The 15396-nt window shown below is 69.4% G+C and carries 15 protein-coding genes; 5 read left to right on the plus strand and 10 right to left on the minus strand.

The features are described from left to right. Positions 1–31: 31 nt before the first annotated feature. Both aroC and RAMLITH_RS08860 read right to left on the minus strand, forming a co-directional pair. Positions 32–1126 carry a chorismate synthase gene (gene aroC, locus RAMLITH_RS08855; RefSeq protein ID WP_168106993.1) on the minus strand — a complete coding sequence of 365 codons (1095 nt, stop codon included), beginning with the start codon at positions 1124–1126 and terminating at the stop codon, positions 32–34. Positions 1127–1219: 93 nt separating this feature from the next. Beyond that, a complete protein-coding gene (locus RAMLITH_RS08860) occupies positions 1220–1690 on the minus strand; it encodes a CBS domain-containing protein (RefSeq protein WP_168106994.1) in 471 nt (156 codons plus the stop codon). A gap of 97 nt (positions 1691–1787) precedes the next feature. Between RAMLITH_RS08860 and RAMLITH_RS08865 the strand changes: the two genes are divergently transcribed. From RAMLITH_RS08865 to RAMLITH_RS08875, 3 genes are read left to right on the plus strand one after another with little or no spacing between them, the layout of a single operon-like run. Continuing rightward, positions 1788–3092 carry an O-acetylhomoserine aminocarboxypropyltransferase gene (locus RAMLITH_RS08865; protein ID WP_168106995.1) on the plus strand — a complete coding sequence of 435 codons (1305 nt, stop codon included), beginning with the start codon at positions 1788–1790 and terminating at the stop codon, positions 3090–3092. A 9-nt stretch (positions 3093–3101) separates the two neighbouring features. After that, on the plus strand, positions 3102–3920 hold the full coding sequence (locus RAMLITH_RS08870) for an alpha/beta fold hydrolase (protein WP_168106996.1): 819 nt from the start codon (positions 3102–3104) through the stop codon (positions 3918–3920). Positions 3921–3946: 26 nt separating this feature from the next. Beyond that, the gene (locus RAMLITH_RS08875; protein WP_420376900.1) at positions 3947–5206 is read left to right on the plus strand and encodes a cytochrome P450; all 1260 of its coding nucleotides are present in this window, start codon (positions 3947–3949) and stop codon (positions 5204–5206) included. Positions 5207–5209: 3 nt separating this feature from the next. On the opposite strand, the gene RAMLITH_RS25705 is transcribed toward RAMLITH_RS08875, so the two are convergent. The 8 genes from RAMLITH_RS25705 to RAMLITH_RS08915 form a co-directional block, all read right to left on the minus strand. Then, positions 5210–5656 carry a type IV pilin protein gene (locus RAMLITH_RS25705; protein WP_168106998.1) on the minus strand — a complete coding sequence of 149 codons (447 nt, stop codon included), beginning with the start codon at positions 5654–5656 and terminating at the stop codon, positions 5210–5212. Further along, on the minus strand, positions 5653–6999 hold the full coding sequence (locus tag RAMLITH_RS08885) for a pilus assembly protein (protein WP_238344118.1): 1347 nt from the start codon (positions 6997–6999) through the stop codon (positions 5653–5655). Before RAMLITH_RS08885 ends, RAMLITH_RS25705 begins: the two co-directional genes overlap by 4 nt. After that, complete coding sequence (locus RAMLITH_RS08890; RefSeq protein ID WP_168107000.1) at positions 6918–9467, minus strand: pilus assembly protein; 2550 nt, start codon at positions 9465–9467, stop codon at positions 6918–6920. The genes RAMLITH_RS08885 and RAMLITH_RS08890 overlap by 82 nt, the downstream gene beginning before the upstream one ends. 8 nt (positions 9468–9475) lie before the next feature. After that, entirely contained in the window at positions 9476–9997 is a 522-nt protein-coding gene (locus tag RAMLITH_RS08895) for a pilus assembly PilX family protein (RefSeq protein ID WP_272954162.1), read from the minus strand. Then, positions 9994–11097: a PilW family protein gene (locus RAMLITH_RS08900; RefSeq protein WP_168107225.1), complete on the minus strand. Its 1104-nt coding sequence runs from the start codon at positions 11095–11097 to the stop codon at positions 9994–9996. Before RAMLITH_RS08900 ends, RAMLITH_RS08895 begins: the two co-directional genes overlap by 4 nt. 3 nt (positions 11098–11100) lie before the next feature. Continuing rightward, positions 11101–11517: a type IV pilus modification protein PilV gene (pilV, locus tag RAMLITH_RS08905; protein ID WP_168107002.1), complete on the minus strand. Its 417-nt coding sequence runs from the start codon at positions 11515–11517 to the stop codon at positions 11101–11103. Beyond that, positions 11508–12101, minus strand: a complete 594-nt coding sequence (locus RAMLITH_RS08910; protein WP_168107003.1) for a GspH/FimT family pseudopilin — start codon at positions 12099–12101, stop codon at positions 11508–11510. Before RAMLITH_RS08910 ends, pilV begins: the two co-directional genes overlap by 10 nt. 263 nt (positions 12102–12364) lie before the next feature. Continuing rightward, positions 12365–13564 carry a YihY family inner membrane protein gene (locus RAMLITH_RS08915; protein WP_168107004.1) on the minus strand — a complete coding sequence of 400 codons (1200 nt, stop codon included), beginning with the start codon at positions 13562–13564 and terminating at the stop codon, positions 12365–12367. A gap of 23 nt (positions 13565–13587) precedes the next feature. Between RAMLITH_RS08915 and RAMLITH_RS08920 the strand changes: the two genes are divergently transcribed. Together RAMLITH_RS08920 and RAMLITH_RS08925 are read left to right on the plus strand one after the other, a co-directional pair. After that, a complete protein-coding gene (locus RAMLITH_RS08920) occupies positions 13588–13971 on the plus strand; it encodes a DUF2069 domain-containing protein (protein ID WP_168107005.1) in 384 nt (127 codons plus the stop codon). Then, the gene (locus RAMLITH_RS08925) at positions 13968–15380 is read left to right on the plus strand and encodes an FAD-binding oxidoreductase (protein ID WP_168107006.1); all 1413 of its coding nucleotides are present in this window, start codon (positions 13968–13970) and stop codon (positions 15378–15380) included. Before RAMLITH_RS08920 ends, RAMLITH_RS08925 begins: the two co-directional genes overlap by 4 nt. Positions 15381–15396 lie beyond the last annotated feature (16 nt).

Genomic DNA, 15396 nt, shown 5'->3' on the forward strand with positions numbered 1-15396 from the left:
AACGGCGCGCCGGGCCGCAACGGTCGAGCTGTCAGCAGGCGCCCGGGATCGGCGCCAGCGGGGGGCGGACGTCGGCGTTCTGCGCCCGCTGGCGCAGCGCATGCTCCATCACCACCAGCGCCAGCATTGCCTCCGCGATCGGCGTGGCGCGGATGCCGACGCACGGATCATGGCGGCCCTTGGTGACCACCGTCGCCGGTTCGCCGCGGACGTCGATCGTTTCGCGCGGGCTCAGGATCGAGCTGGTCGGCTTGATGGCGATGGAGACCTCGAGGTCCTGCCCGGTGCTGATGCCGCCGAGCACGCCGCCCGCGTTGTTGGTGCGAAAACCCCGCGGCGTCAGCGAATCGCCGTGCGTCGTGCCACGCTGCGTGACGCTCGCGAAACCGGCGCCGATCTCCACGCCCTTGACGGCGTTGATTCCCATCATGGCGTAGGCGATGTCGGCATCGAGCTTGTCGAACAGCGGCTCGCCGAGCCCGACCGGCATGCCCGTGGCGGTCACCCGAACGCGCGCGCCGCAGGAATCGCCCGACTTGCGCAGGCCGTCCATGTAGGCTTCGAGCGGCGAGACGTCCGCGACCGGCGCGAAGAAGGGATTGCGGTGGACATGGTCCCAGTCCTCGAACGCAATCGCCACGTCGCCGATCTGCTGCATGCAGCCGCGGAACTGCGTGCCGTACTGCATCCGCAGCCATTTGCGGGCGACGGCGCCGGCGGCCACCATCGGCGCCGTCAGCCGCGCCGACGAGCGCCCGCCGCCGCGCGGATCGCGCAGGCCGTACTTCTGCAGGTAGGTGTAGTCGGCGTGGCCCGGGCGGAAGGTGGCCGCGATCTCGGCGTAGTCCTTGCTGCGCTGGTCAGTGTTGCGGATCAGCAGGCAGATCGGCGTCCCGGTGGTGCGGCCTTCGTAGACACCCGACAGGATCTCCACCTGGTCCGCCTCCTGGCGCTGGGTGACGTGGCGGCTGGTGCCGGGGCGGCGCCGGTCGAGGTCCGGCTGGATGTCGGCGGCCGACAGCTCCATGCCCGGGGGGCAGCCGTCGATCACGCAGCCGATCGCGGGCCCGTGCGACTCACCGAAGTTGGTGACCGCGAACAAGGTGCCGAAGGTGTTGCCGCTCATGCCTGATCTGTTCCTGGACCGCGCTCGCCCATGCGCTCGGGCGAGCGCCGGCGGCGGTCCGGGATTATCCCAGAGCGGCTGCCCGGCGACCGCCTACAGGTGCGGTTCGGACGTCTGCTCCTGCTCCTGGCCGACCGGCCAGTCGCGGATGTACGCCTTGAGCATCCGGTTTTCGAAGTTCTGGCTTTCGACGACGGCGCGGGCGACGTCGTAGAAGCTGATGACGCCCATCAGCACGGTGTCTTCCATCACCGGCAGGTAGCGCGCGTGGCTCTCCAGCATCAGGCGCCGTACCTCGTCGAGGTCGGTGGCCGGGGTGCAGGTCTTCGGCTGCTGGTCCATCGCCTCGCGCACCTTGATGTCCGAGAGCACGCCGGCGTGCTTGACGGTGCATCCGATCACTTCGCGGAAGGTGAGCATGCCCGCGAGCCCGCCACGCTCCATCACCACCAGCGAGCCGATGTCCTTCTCGGCCATGACCTCGACGGCGCGGGAGAGCGGCTCGTCGGGACCGACCGTGTACAGCGTATTGCCCTTCACGCGCAGGATGTCGCTGACTTTCATGCTGTCTCCTCTCACAGTAGCCCGGGCGGTGGCCCGTGGACCAATATAGCCCACAATCCGGGGCATCACCAGCGTGGCGCTATTGAGGAGAATTGCAATGCCCGGTTACCCGGATCCCGGCTTCGACACACTGGCGCTGCATGCCGGCGCCGCGCCCGACCCGGCCACGGGCGCCCGCGCCGTTCCGCTGCACCTGACGACCTCGTTCGTCTTCGAATCCAGCGAGCACGCGGCGGCCCTGTTCAACCTGGAGCGGGCGGGCCACGTCTATTCGCGCATCAGCAACCCGACCAACGCCGTGCTGGAAGAGCGCGTCGCCGCGCTGGAGGGCGGCATCGGCGCGATTTCCACGGCCAGCGGGCAGGCGGCGCTGCACCTGAGCATCGCCACGCTGCTGGGTGCCGGGTCGCACATCGTGGCGAGCACCGCGCTGTACGGCGGTTCGCAGAACCTGCTGCACTACACCTTGCCGCGCTTCGGCATCACGACCACCTTCGTCAAGCCCGGCGACATCGACGGCTGGCGCGCGGCGGTCCGGCCGAACACCAGGCTGCTGTTCGGGGAGACGGTCGGCAACCCCGGGCTCGACGTGCTGGACATCCCGATGGTGGCGCAGATCGCCCATGAGGCCGGCGTGCCGCTGCTGGTGGACTCCACCCTCACATCGCCATACCTGATGCGGCCGCTGCAGCTGGGCGCCGACCTGGTCTACCACTCGGCGACCAAGTTCCTCTCGGGCCACGGCACCGTGATCGGCGGCATCGTCGTCGACGGCGGCAGCTTCGACTGGGATGGCCCCGCGGCAGCGGGGCGCTTCGCGGAACTCACGCAGCCGTACGACGGCTTCCACAACATGGTGTTCAGCGAGGAGTCGACGGTGGGCGCCTTCCTGCTGCGCGCGCGCCGCGAAGGGCTGCGCGACTTCGGCGCCTGCATGAGCCCCCACACGGCGTGGCTGATCCTGCAAGGCATCGAGACGCTGCCGCTGCGCATGGAGCGCCACATGAGCAACACGCGCAAGGTGGTGGAGTTCCTCGCCGCGCACCCGTTCGTCGCGCGCGTCGGCCATCCGATGCTGGAATCGCATCCGAGCCATGCCCTCGCGCGGAAACTGCTGCCCAAAGGGGCGGGCTCGGTGTTCAGCTTCGACCTCAAGGGCAACCGCGAGCAGGGCAAGAAGTTCATCGAGACGCTGAAGCTGTTCAGCCACCTCGCGAACGTCGGCGACTGCCGCTCGCTGGTGATCCACCCGGCGAGCACGACCCACTTCCGCATGACCGACGAGGCGCTCGCGGCCGGCGGCATCACGCAGGGAACCATCCGGCTGTCGATCGGCCTGGAAGACCCCGACGACCTGATCGACGACCTGAAGCGCGCCTTGAAAGCCGCCGAGAAAGCCTGAGGAGAGGCCATGGAGCTCACCGTCAACGGGCACAAGACCTATTGCTACACCGGCGGCAAGGCGTTCGACGCCGCCCGCCCCACCGTCGTGATGATCCACGGCGTGCTGAACGACCACAGCGTCTGGATCCTGCAATCGAGATCGCTGGCGCACCACGGCTGGAACGTGCTGGCCGTCGACCTGCCGGGCCACTGTCGCAGCGCCGGCGATGCGCCATCCACCGTGGAAGAAGCCGCGGACTTCGTGGCCGCCCTGCTCGATGCGGCGGGCGTACAGCGGGCGGCGCTGGTGGGCCACAGCTGGGGCTCGCTCATCGCGCTGGAGGCGGCGGCGCGGCTGAAGGAGCGCGTCACCCACCTCGTGCTGGTCGGCGTCGCCTGGCCGATGAAGGTCTCGCCGGCGTTGCTCGAGACCTCCCTGAGCGATCCCATGAAGGCGCTCGAGATGATCAACGTCTTTTCGCGCAGCACGCTGGCGCCTCCGCCGTCGGCGCTGGGACCCGGCACCTGGGTGTACGGCGCCAGCATGGCGCTGGGCCGGCGGGTGCTGGCCAGCAACCCGAAGGTCAACGTCTTCCATCGCGGTTTCCAGGCCTGCAACGGCTACGCCAACGGCCAGGCGGCGATGGCGGCCGTCACCTGTCCCGTGCTGTTCGTGCTCGGCGCGCAGGACCAGATGACGCCGCCGAAGGCGGCGCAGTCGCTGTTGTCCGTGGCCCGCGAGACCGGCAAGCGGGTGCAGGTCGCCAGCCTGCCGGTCGGCCACCACCAGATGACCGAAACGCCCGACCAGACGCTGTTCGCCATCCGCGACTTCCTGGCGACATGACGCTCGCCGCTGCCATCACGCCCGCGATGACGCCGCCGCGGGCGCGCGAGATCGCGGCCGAGCTGGACCTGCGCGACCTGCCGCAGGATTTCTATGCCAATCCGTACCCGGTGTACGCGGTGCTGCGCGAGCGCGAGCCGGTGCGCCGCATGCCTGACGGCAGCTGGCTGCTGACCCGCTACGCCGACCTGGTGCAGGTCTATCGCGATGCGCACACGTTCAGTTCCGACAAGAAGGTGGAATTCACGCCCAAGTACGGACCGGGATCGCCGCTGCTGCAGCACCACACCACCAGCCTCGTCTTCAACGACCCGCCGCTGCATACGCGGGTGCGCAAGCTGATCATGGGCGCGCTCACCCGCCGCGCCATCGCCGACATGGAGCCGGGGCTGGTGACGCTGGTGGACGGGCTGCTCGACCGGATCGAAGCCGCGGGCGGCGGCGACCTGATCGAGGACTTCGCCGCCGCCATCCCGGTCGAGATCATCGGCAACCTGCTCGGCGTCCCGCATGCCGACCGCGGGCCGCTGCGCGGCTGGTCGCTCGCGATCCTGGGCGCGCTGGAGCCGCGCCTCACGCCGGAACAGCAAGAGCTGGGAAACCGCAGCGTCGTGGAGTTCACCGCGTACCTGACAGAACTGGTCGCCGACCGGCGCCAGCATCCCGGCGACCCGGAACACGACGTGCTGACGCGCCTGATCCGCGGCGAGGCCGGGGGCGAACAGCTCACCGGGGCCGAACTGTTGCAGAACTGCGTCTTCATCCTCAACGCCGGGCACGAGACCACCACCAACCTGATCGGCAACGCGCTGGTCTGCCTGCAGGAATGGCCGCTGGAACTGGCGGCGCTGCTGGCGCGGATCGAGGAGTCGCGCCACGACCGCGCGGCGCAGGAGAACGTGATGGCGGCCGCCGTGGACGAATTCCTGCGCTTTGAGTCGTCGAACCAGCTAGGCAACCGGCGGGCCGTTGCCGCCTGCGAGGTGGGCGGCGTGCCACTGGACGCGGGGGCACTGGTGACCCTGTGCATAGGCGCCGCCAACCGGGACCCGGCGCAGTTCCGTGAGCCCGACCGGCTCGACCTCGCGCGGCAGGACAACCGGCACCTGGCGTTTGGCTTCGGCATCCACCAGTGCGCAGGCCTGAGCCTGGCACGGCTGGAAGGCCGCATCGCCATCGCGAGGTTCCTTCGGCGGTTTCCGCGCTACCGGCTCACGCAGGCGCCGCAGCGCGGTGGCCGGGCCCGGTTCCGGGGTTTTCTGCACGCTCCCTTCGCGGCGCAGTAGGCCTCAGCGTTGCCAGCACTCACTGGCCGGGCGGGAGGCGCCGGACACGCCTTTCTGGCCCAGCTGGTTCAGCGTCAGGCTGCCGCAGGCATCCTGGGTCGCCGCCGAGCCGGCCACCGGCGCGGCCACGATGCGGAAGGTGCTGGTGCCGGTCGCGGCCGAATCCAGGGTGATCGTATACATCGGCGCCCCGCCGTCGCGCGGGACGCTCGGCACCGGCAGCACCAGGTCGTGCCCGTTCGAATCCTGGTGGTACCTGTAGCTCTCGGAGAAGTTGCGCTCCAGGAAGCCGGCGTTTTCGAGCAGGGCCGCCTTGGCCTCGGCGCGCGCCGCACGCTGCAGGTAGCCGTGGTACGCGGGCAAGGCGATCGCGGCCAGGATCCCGACCACGGCCACGGTGATCATCAGCTCGAGGATGGTGAAGCCGCGGGCGGCCCGGGCGCCCCTCATTGCAGCTGCTGCCACATCAGCCGGCGCACGGCGCCGACCTGGGCCGGCTTGCGGTTGCGCAGTGAGAATATGCCGCCCGTGGAGCCAGCCATCAGCTTGAAGGCAAGTTCCGACGACCGGCCCTGGTCCAGCCAGGCCGGGGTGCGCACGATCCCGACCGGCGAACGCACGCCGCTGGCCGTGTTGCCGCTGGTCAGCAGGTCGCCCTGGTCGAAGGCGCCGTCGCTGTTGAAATCGAACACCGACTGGGTCGCGCGGCTGCCGTTGAATGCGTCGAGTTCCATCAGCCAGCTGGAGCCGCCGGGCGCGCACGCGTCCGAGGACGGCCGGGTGGTCACGAAGATGATCCGCCCGTAACGGTACAGCGGCACCGAGTCCACGCGCTCGCCGTCCGGCCCGGTGCTCGGCACGAGGTCCATGAACCAGCCCCGTTGCGTCGGGTAGTTCACGTTGTTGGCGCTGGTCTCCCGCAGGTCGAAGCCGAACTGGCTGGTCTGTGCGTCTATGGTCTGCGCCTGCAGTTGGGCCCGCGTGACCAGGCCGTCCGAGTTGTTGTCCCAGATGCCATAGAACGTCTGCACGGCGGTGTTGCCAAGGTCGGTGGCGCCGAGGTACTGGCCCGTGCCGAAGAACACCATGACGCCGCCGGAGGGCCGGGTGGTCGGCACGGTCCACGTCGGCTTGGCGGTGATCGGCTGCACCTGGCCGGAGGGGCCGCGCGCCGTGAACAGCACGGACGCCGTTCCCGCGGCTAGGTCGAACTTCCAGAGATTGCCCTGCAGGTCGCCGGCATACGCGTATTCGGCGATCCGGTCGTTGTTGGCGTCGACGAGGACCGGCGTGGCCAGGCCGTTCGACGTGGCGCCGCCGGCCGCGATCTTGGCCAGGCGCGCCCCGCTCGCCAGGTCGACGACATACAGGAACGCCTTGTCGCCCAGGCTGTTGAAGCCGTTGCCGAACACGGCCACCCAACGGCCGGACGCCAGCCGCCCGATCTGGGGCTGGCTGAGGGTGTAGCCGAGGTCAGTGTCCGTGAACTCCCACAGCACCTTGGACGGGCCGTGGTTGCCGGGGTCGGTGACGTCCAGGGCATACACGCTCTTGCCGCCCGCCCCCAGCCCGCCGACCAGCACTGTCTTCCAGGCGCCGCCGAGGTAGGCATCGGTCGCATTCGGCGGGCCGTCGACGAAGTACGTGTGGTCGTAGCCGGGTTCCATCAACCGGTTCAACTTGCCGAAGACCGCACCCGGGATGTGGGCCATCAGCTCCTGGCCCGAATTGGCCGCGCCGGCGTCGGCCCGGAAGCCGTGCAGCATGCCGTCGTTGCCACCGGCGTACACCATCGGCACGCGGGTCGCCTTGCAGCGACGAACGCCGCATACGACCCGCCTTCCGGGAGCGCGGAACCGGCGTAGCCGAGGTCCTCGCGGCCGACATACATGGGATCCGAATTGACCAGGTCGCCGAGCACGGTCACCGTGCGGTCGCGCCAGGTGCCGCCGTTGCGCTGCTCGCGGGACGCGTCGCCGCGCAGCCACTCGAGGCGATCCTGGCAGCGGTTGTCGACGGCGCCGGCCGGATTCTGGCCGAGGGCCGCCTGCTGGGCGAGGGTCAGGTCGGCGTTGCAGTTGCGGAAATTCACGCCCTCGCTGCCGCTCCAGGTGGTGATCCTGCGCGCACTGGCCGCCGGCATGCGCTGCGCCGCATCCCACACCGCCGACCCCGTGGTGCCGTCGGAACTCACGTGGTAGGCAACCAGTTCGCCGTGCCAGTCGCTGCTGTCGTACCTGGCCTGGTACAGCAGCGTGCTGGTCTGGATGCTGGTCGAATTCGCCGCGACGGCCGCCGAGGACGGGTTGGCCAGCACGATCGAGGAGAACGCCGAGCGGAAAGCATTGTTGATGCCGGCCGGATCCTCGGCGCTGAAGAACTGCCCGCGGCTGTTGATGGCGGCGTGCCACAGGTCGTACACATGGCCAACCGGCTCGGCGTTGAAGGCGGCCGTCTCGTCGACCGGCGGCCACGTCTTGGTGCCGCTCGCCAGCGCCGGGAAATCGCCGCCATAGGAGGAGCCGGCCCAGATCGGATCGGTGAGCTGGGTGCCCAGCCCGAAGCCGATCATGTAGTTGACCATGTGCTGCCAGCTCGCGACGTCGTTGCGCGGGTTCCAGTACTGCTGGTCGGAGGAGCCGCTCCGGTCCGCCGTGTAAGGCGCCAGGTTGTTGTCCAGGGCCGGGCTGCCGCGCGTGCTGCTGCGCAGGTCGGTCGCCCAGTACTTGAAGGCGATGTCGGCCAGCGTGTTCTGGTGCGACATGCCGGCCGGCAGGCTGCCGGCGCTCCTGTACGGCGCACGCGGCGTATACGACCTGCCGTCCGGCAAGGTGCGCGGCACGGCATCGATGTCGCCGCCGAAATCCGCGCCGGCGTCCGCATTCCAGAGGCCGTCGGTCATCATCACGTGGAAATTGCGGCGGCAGGACAGCTCGGTGCCCAGCGTCACATAGGGATCCTGCGCATACGGGCCGTCGCGGCCGGCCTTCGAGAAATACTCGCCCGCACGCTGCAGTGCCGAGCGCAACGGCGTCGCGCCGCCCACCTGCAGCCTGGTGATCCAGTCGTAGAAGTCGGACCGGTGCGTCACCGCGCCGGAACCCGTCTTCAGCCCGTCGAGTGTGCGGATCCGGTTTTCGTGCGAGGCGAGGTCGTAGCCCTTGCAGGCCGTGCCGAAGGCATCGCAGCCGCCGTTGTTGAGGGTCTGCCAGCCCAGGCGCACCTGGTCGCGGCCGAGCGAACTCACGGCGTTGACGCCGGCCGACATGGCAGCCAGGGCGCGGCTGCGATAGAACGAATACCAGTTGGCGAAGTTCTGCTTCTTCTGCTCGGGACTGCCGCTGGCGACGTCCTGCAGCGAGCCGACTTCGACCAGCACGTAGCAGTCGGGGTCTTCCCGGCCGTAGCCGGTCGATTCGCCCACCGAGCAGTTGGCCGGCCTGGCCGCCTGGGCCTGCGTATGGAACAGGTGGTAGTAGGCCGACGCCATGGCGCCGACGGTGCGCGGCGTGCGGGTCCAGGAGAAGGTCAGCCCGGCGATGGTGCCGCTCGAGCCGAGCTGCGCCGTGCCGCTCAGCGAGATCAGCGTGCCGCCCGGGTTCGGGCTGCTGCCGGTGCTGGAAAACTCCTTCCGGAAGCCGCTGGCCGACACGACGATGATGCCCTTGTCGGCTGCGGCGGGTGAGCCGTCGCCGCTGGCCGGCAGACCGCAGCCGGTGACGAGGATCTGGTCGACGCTGCGGCCCCGGTCCCTGAACTGCGCCGTGCATCCGCCATACGTGTAGGTCACCGGCGACGAATCGGCGCTGGTCCCGGCGCCCGCCGTGCGCGAGCAGGTGGCGCTGAGCTCGGCGGGGGCGCAGCGCGAAATCGGCCGGTAGCCGGGGTTGGCGAGGTTGACGGTGCCGCGGCTGGGATCGAAGCCGTTGACATGCGCCGCGGTGAAGCGCGTCGAATAGACGATGCCGTCGCCGCGAACCGGGACCTGGTACGTCATCTTCGGGTTGTAGTACATGCCGTTGTACGAGCTGGCCGTGAACAGGGCGCTGTTGAGCTTTTGCTCTGAGGCCCCGATGCTCTCGGGCAGGTAGCCGCGTTCCATGCTGCCCGAGTCGTCCACCGTCACCACGATGTTGGGCGTGCTGCCCGAGGTCAGGAACAGCGGCACGTCGCTCAGCGCGATGCCGGCGCTGCCCGCGCCGGGCAGGCCGAGCAGGAGGCTCAACGCCGCCGACAGCCGCCAATGCCCGTTGCGCCGCATATGTCCTCCTATGGGGTGTACTGGATGATCGTCTGCAGGATCACGACGGCACTGGCGTCCGCGCCGACGGCCCGCGCCGTCACCCGGTAGTTCTCGACGTCGAACACCGACGGATCGCTCGGGTTCGGCGTGTTCGGCATCTTCTCCACGACGTACTTCGGCGCCGCGGCCACCCGCTCCAGCGATCCCGAGGGCGGCGCTCGAAAGCTGGTCCAGCGCGCCGGATCCTGCCAGTACGCCTTGTCGTTGGCCGCCGCGGCCGACCAGGCGGAGAGGCCGTGGGTGCCGTCGAACGCCTGGGTCCGCCAGGTGGCGATCGTCAGCTCGGCATCCTTCAGCGCCGCTTCGGCCGCCTGCAGCGCGACGTCGCGGTTGCGGGTGTTGCCGGCCATCCGCTCCTGCAGGACGTTGTTCGACGCGGCCCAGGTGCCGAGCATGGCCAGCACGACGAGGAAGACCAGCGTCATGACCAGCGTCACCCCCGACTGAACATGCCGGGGCGCGCAGGGGGCGAAGCGGCGCTGGCTCATAGGCGGTTGCGGATCGCGATCGTGGTGGTGAACACCTTGCGCATTCGCTTGTCGGTCGGCATCACGCTGACGCCGGCGAAACGGTATCGCACCGGCTGCGAGTTGACGGCCTGGTCGGACACTGCCAGGACGCTCACGCGCAGCGCCAGCACCCGCCGCCACTTTTCGTCGTCGGTCACGCCGGGCGCCTGCGCGAGCACGTCCGGCGCCGTGGTGTACACGTCGACGGCGTTGTCGGCGGGGGTGGAGGTGTCGATGCCGTAGGTCACCTGCACGTCCTCGATGCCTTCCACCAGCTCTTCCGGCGCCAGCTGCGCGTTGCCGCCCAGCGCCTGCAGCGCCTCGCGGTACAGGGCCGGCTCGCCGGCGGGATTGCGCCGCACGTAGTACGCCGAACCGGAGAACCTGAACACCCTCGCGCCCGGGGCGAAGGCGTACGGCGTTCCGATCGGGTCGGTGCAATCCACCGGCAGGCCAAAGCCCTTGGTGCAGTTGCCCGGCGTGCCGCTGCCGGTGTTGTGGACGATGACGTTCACCGTGTTGCTGTTGTTCACGTTGGTCATCTGGAACAGCGCGGCGTGGCTGCAGTCGGTGGCCAGCAGGATCTGGCCCTGCTTGATGTCGTGATTGGCGGACAGGCTCAACTGGGCGGCCGCCGGGTTGTGGCTCTCGACGATGTACTCCCTGCTGTTCTCGGCGCGCAGCACGACCAGGGCGTCGCCACGCAGGCGCGCGGCCCCGAAGTCGGCCGGGAAGGAATCGACGCCCTCTTCGTAGCCGCGCAGCGGCCGCTGGAACAGGTCGAACTGCCAGGCGGCGGCGTCGTTCAGGACCACCGCCGAGGTCTGGAAGGAGCAGCCGGCAAAGCCCGCCATGCGCACGTCGCTGCTGATCCGCTCGAACGCGTGCCGCATCTGCTCCTGCAGGCGCGAGGACGCTTCCAGGGAGCGGATGACGCGCGCCGAACTGACGTAGATGAAGCCGAGGCCGGCGACGATGACGAGCCCGATCGTCAGCGCCACCATCAGTTCGACCAGCGTGACGCCGGCCTGCCGGCGCGAAGGCCTGGTCGGCCGGGTGGAGCGTCCTGCAAGCTTCATGATTCAGATCGTGGTCTGCGTCGTGAAGGACTGGCGTTGGCCGTCGACCCACTTGATCGTGATCGTGACCGCCAGGCCGTCGCCGCTGGGGGCCGTGCTCACGGCAGCATCGCCGTCCGGCAGGGCATCGACCAGTGCTTCCACCCAGTCGCGCGCGTCGGGGTGGCTCGCCGCTTCGCGCGAGGCCAGCGTGTAGACCCCGCCCAGCGCGCCGGCGCGGTTGGCGCGCATGCGCTCGGTGAGGTCGTAGGCCAGCATGGTCGCCTGGCTGACGAGGTAGGCGTGCCGGTTCGAGACGATCGACTTGTTCAGCAGCGCGGCAAAGCCGAGCAGCCCGCTCGAAACGATGAGCAGGGTCACGAGGATCTCGATCAACGTGAAGCCGCGCTGGCGGCGCGCGCAAGCGGCCGTCACGAGCATGTTTCCTCCCGCACCTGCGTCCGGCCGCTGGTGTTGATCGTCACCGCGCGGCCGATGCCGTTCAGGCAGACGTGGAACGCCCCGGACGACTGGCCGCCGCTACCGACCGACACGCCGTTCGGCAGATAGGACACATAGCGGGAGAAGTTCGTGTCGGCCTCCACCGAGAGGCGTCCGCCGGGTGCGCCGACGCGCAGCCGCACGTCGGGCAGCGAGCCCGAGCTGTCGACCACGCCGTCCTGATCGTGGTCCACGAACATGACCCATCCCTGCCGCCATGGCACCGAGCCGCTGCTGGCGCACAGCGGCTGGGCCACCGTGACGTCGGCGGACTTGCAGACAGTCACCGGGCTGCCGCGCTTGATGGCCTCGGAGCGCGCGGTCGCCAGCGCCATCGCGAGTTCGTTGGCCGCGGTGCGCACCTGCGACACGCGAACGAAACTCTGCATTGAGGGGACCGCCGTGGCCGCCAGCACGCCGGCCACGCCGACGGTCACCATGAGCTCGACCATGGTCACACCGGCCATCCGGCGGCCACCGGCGGCGGGCTGCCGGTATCGCGGGACCTGCTGTCGAAAGCTCATGGACTCCTCTGGCTCTACCGTCCGTCTGTTGAAAGGGCCCGGACCTCGCCGTGCGCTCAATGCGCCGGGGCAGCGTCGGCAGCTGTCCGTAATAATTTGTAAACCGTCGTATATATTTGTACAAGGCGAGCGGCGTGAATAAATTCACGAACCAGGGCCCCCGGATTACGCGCGGTGGGCCGGTTTGGCGGCGGGAACCGGGGTGATGGCGGTTGGCGGAACGGCCATCCCGCAATGCGCAATCCCAGGCGGAGGCTCCGCGGTTAAACGACGTCCTTGAGATAGACGGTCGAGAGTTGCCCGCTCTTCCACAGGCGGGCCGAGGCGTCGGTGTAAGGCAGAAGCAGGTGGCGAATCAGCGGCTCGAGCGCCGTCGAGGCCACGTCCGCGAGCAGCACGTAGCGGGTGTCTTCCTCGTCCTCGATCTCGTTCACGCGACCGACCCAGTCCAGGTCAACCAGCGTTTCGAGCACGGGCTCGAGTTGGACGGTCTCCAGCTCCAGCGTACGCGCGAGCTGCGGGGCGCTGAGGCCGCGCCGCGCCGACACCCGCGCGGCGTCGAGTTCGCGCAGCACCTCCAGTGCCACCTGGAACTGCCAGCCATGGCCGGAGCGGCGGCGGGTGCCGGTCAGCAGGCTGGGCAGGTAGGCCGCGATCACGGCCCCCAGCAGCACGATCACCCACGCGACGTAGATCCACACCAGCATGATCGGGACGGTGGCGAAGGCACCATACACCAGCGAATACGCCGGGACCTTGCCGATGTACCAGGCCAGCAGCCGCCGCGCCAGTTCGATGCCGACGGTCGCGAACACGGCGCCGGCCCAGGCGTGACTGCGCCGAACGGGCGTGTTGGGCACGTAGCGGTACAGCGCGGCGAGGCCGCCGGCGAGCAGGAAGAACTCGATCACGTCGAGCACCACCTGCAGGAGGCCCGGCATCGCGGATACGAGGCCGCGCGACGCCGAGACGACGTAGGACGTCAGACTCAGGCTGGCGCCGAGCAGCACCGGACCCAGCGTCAGCGCAGCCCAGTAGATCAGGACCCGCTGCGCGAACGGCCGCCGCCGCTTGACCCGCCAGATGCTGTTCAAGGTGCGGTCGATGGTCAGCATCAGCGCCAGCGCCGTGACGATCAGGGCCGCGAGGCCGAACGCGCCGAGGCGATTGGCCTTGCCGGCGAACTGGGTCAGGTAACCGAGGACCTGGCGCGCGATCGCTTCGGGGATCAGGCTCTGCGCCAGCCACGCCTGCAGCGCCGACTGCAGCTTGCCGAAGATCGGGAAGGCCGTGAAGATCGCGAGCGCCAGCGTGAAGAACGGCACCAGCGCCATCGTCGTCGTGAACGTCAGGCTGCTGGCCGTGAGGCCCAGCCGGTCCTCGCGGAAGCGCTCCCGCAACGTCACCGCCGTCGACTTCCACGGGAAGCGCGAGAGGTCCGCGAGCAGCTGGCGCATTGGCATCGGCCGCTATGATGCCACCTCGCATGACGACCATCGATACCGCACTGCCCGCCGCCAGCCCGGTGGTCGCCCTCAGCCGCCGCCTGGCCGTCGGCAGCCTGCTGGCGCTGATCGTGCTCGGGCTTGCATGGGAGCTGTGGCTCGCGCCGCTGCGGCCGGGAGGCTCGTGGCTGGTGCTCAAGGTGCTGCCGCTGTGCATCCCGTTGCCGGGCCTGCTGCGAATGCGCATGTACACCTACCGGTGGGTGAGCCTGCTGGTGTGGGTCTACTTCACCGAAGGTGTGGTGCGCGGCGCCAGCGACCGCGGCCTCAGTGCGGCGCTCGCCTGGCTGGAAGCGGCCCTGTGCCTGCTGTTGTTCGCAGCCTGCGTGCTGCATGTGAGAACGCGCCTGAAGGCGAAGACATGAACGGATTGATCGAGACTCTGCGCCAGGCCGTCGGCGCCAACCACGTCCTGGTGGACGGCGACCTCTCTGCGTGGGAGCAGGACTGGCGCAAGCGCGCCCGCGGCAAGGCGCTGGCCGTGGTGCGGCCCGGCACCACCGAAGAAGTGGCACAGGTGGTGCGCGCCTGCGCCGCGGCCGCCACCCCCATCGTGCCGCAGGGCGGCAATACCGGCATGGTGGTCGGCTCGACACCCGACGACTCCGGCCGCGCCGTGGTGCTGAATCTCACTCGCATGAACCGCGTGCGCGCCGTCGACGCCGCCAACCTGACCATCACCGTCGACGCCGGCTGCGTGCTGCAGACCGTGCAGGAAGCGGCCGAGGCCGCGGGCTACCTCTTCCCCCTGAGCCTGGCCGCCGAAGGCAGTTGCACGATCGGCGGCAACCTGGCCACCAACGCCGGCGGCACGCAGGTGGTTCGCTACGGCAACGCGCGCGAGCTGTGCCTCGGGCTGGAGGTGGTCACGGCGCAGGGCGAGGTCTGGGACGGCCTGTCGGGCCTGCGCAAGGACAACACCGGCTATGACCTGCGCGACCTGTTCATCGGCAGCGAAGGCACGCTGGGCGTGATCACCGCCGCCACGATGAAGCTGTACCCGCTGCCCAGGGCCACGCTCACCGCCTGGGCCGCGGTGCCCTCGATGGACGCGGCGCTGGCGCTGCTGGGGCTCGCGCACAGGCACCTGGGCGCCGGCCTCACCGGCTTCGAGGTGATGGGGCAGTTCGCGCTCGGCCTGGTGGTCAAGCACATGCCGCAGCTGCGGGTGCCTTTCCAGCAGGAATCCGCCTGGTGCGTGCTGCTGGAAAACGCCGACCAGGAGTCCGAGGAGCACGCCCGCGCGCAGTTCGAGCGGCTGCTGGAAGCGGCGCTCGAGGACGGCTGCGCGACCGACGCCGTGGTCGCCGAGAACATCGCGCAGGCACGCGCGCTGTGGCACGTCCGCGAGAACATTCCGCTCGCGCAGGCCGAGGAAGGCCTGAACATCAAGCACGACATCTCCATTCCCGTGTCGCGCATTCCGGACTTCTGCGCCGAGACCGACGCGCTGCTGAAACGCGAAATCGCAGGCGTGCGGCTGGTGAACTTCGGCCATCTCGGCGACGGCAATCTGCATTACAACGTGCAAGCGCCCGAGGAGGACGACATGCAGGCGTTCCTGCGCGAGCACGAGGAGCGGGTCAATGCGCTGGTGTTCGACCAGGTGCGCAAGTTCGGCGGCTCCATTTCGGCCGAGCACGGGATCGGCACGCTCAAGGTCGGCAAGCTGCCGCACTACAAGTCGCCGGTCGCGCTGAAGATGATGCGGGCCGTGAAGGACGCGCTGGATCCGCAGGGCATCATGAACCCGGGCAAGGTGCTGCTGCCCTGAGACCACGGATAATCCG

The sequence above is a fragment of the Ramlibacter lithotrophicus genome (assembly GCF_012184415.1).
GTDB lineage: Bacteria > Pseudomonadota > Gammaproteobacteria > Burkholderiales > Burkholderiaceae_C > Ramlibacter > Ramlibacter lithotrophicus.

Excerpts from the sequence above, each read along its gene's own strand:
- aroC (WP_168106993.1), bottom strand. The coding sequence starts at position 1,126 with ATGAGCGGCAACACCTTCGGCACCTTGTTCGCGGTCACCAACTTCGGT.
- RAMLITH_RS08860 (WP_168106994.1), bottom strand. The coding sequence starts at position 1,690 with ATGAAAGTCAGCGACATCCTGCGCGTGAAGGGCAATACGCTGTACACG.
- RAMLITH_RS08865 (WP_168106995.1), top strand. The coding sequence starts at position 1,788 with ATGCCCGGTTACCCGGATCCCGGCTTCGACACACTGGCGCTGCATGCC.
- RAMLITH_RS08870 (WP_168106996.1), top strand. The coding sequence starts at position 3,102 with ATGGAGCTCACCGTCAACGGGCACAAGACCTATTGCTACACCGGCGGC.
- RAMLITH_RS08875 (WP_420376900.1), top strand. The coding sequence starts at position 3,947 with ATGACGCCGCCGCGGGCGCGCGAGATCGCGGCCGAGCTGGACCTGCGC.
- RAMLITH_RS25705 (WP_168106998.1), bottom strand. The coding sequence starts at position 5,656 with ATGAGGGGCGCCCGGGCCGCCCGCGGCTTCACCATCCTCGAGCTGATG.
- RAMLITH_RS08885 (WP_238344118.1), bottom strand. The coding sequence starts at position 6,999 with ATGGTGTACGCCGGTGGCAACGACGGCATGCTGCACGGCTTCCGGGCC.
- RAMLITH_RS08890 (WP_168107000.1), bottom strand. The coding sequence starts at position 9,467 with ATGCGGCGCAACGGGCATTGGCGGCTGTCGGCGGCGTTGAGCCTCCTG.
- RAMLITH_RS08895 (WP_272954162.1), bottom strand. The coding sequence starts at position 9,997 with ATGAGCCAGCGCCGCTTCGCCCCCTGCGCGCCCCGGCATGTTCAGTCG.
- RAMLITH_RS08900 (WP_168107225.1), bottom strand. The coding sequence starts at position 11,097 with ATGAAGCTTGCAGGACGCTCCACCCGGCCGACCAGGCCTTCGCGCCGG.
- pilV (WP_168107002.1), bottom strand. The coding sequence starts at position 11,517 with ATGCTCGTGACGGCCGCTTGCGCGCGCCGCCAGCGCGGCTTCACGTTG.
- RAMLITH_RS08910 (WP_168107003.1), bottom strand. The coding sequence starts at position 12,101 with ATGAGCTTTCGACAGCAGGTCCCGCGATACCGGCAGCCCGCCGCCGGT.
- RAMLITH_RS08915 (WP_168107004.1), bottom strand. The coding sequence starts at position 13,564 with ATGCCAATGCGCCAGCTGCTCGCGGACCTCTCGCGCTTCCCGTGGAAG.
- RAMLITH_RS08920 (WP_168107005.1), top strand. The coding sequence starts at position 13,588 with ATGACGACCATCGATACCGCACTGCCCGCCGCCAGCCCGGTGGTCGCC.
- RAMLITH_RS08925 (WP_168107006.1), top strand. The coding sequence starts at position 13,968 with ATGAACGGATTGATCGAGACTCTGCGCCAGGCCGTCGGCGCCAACCAC.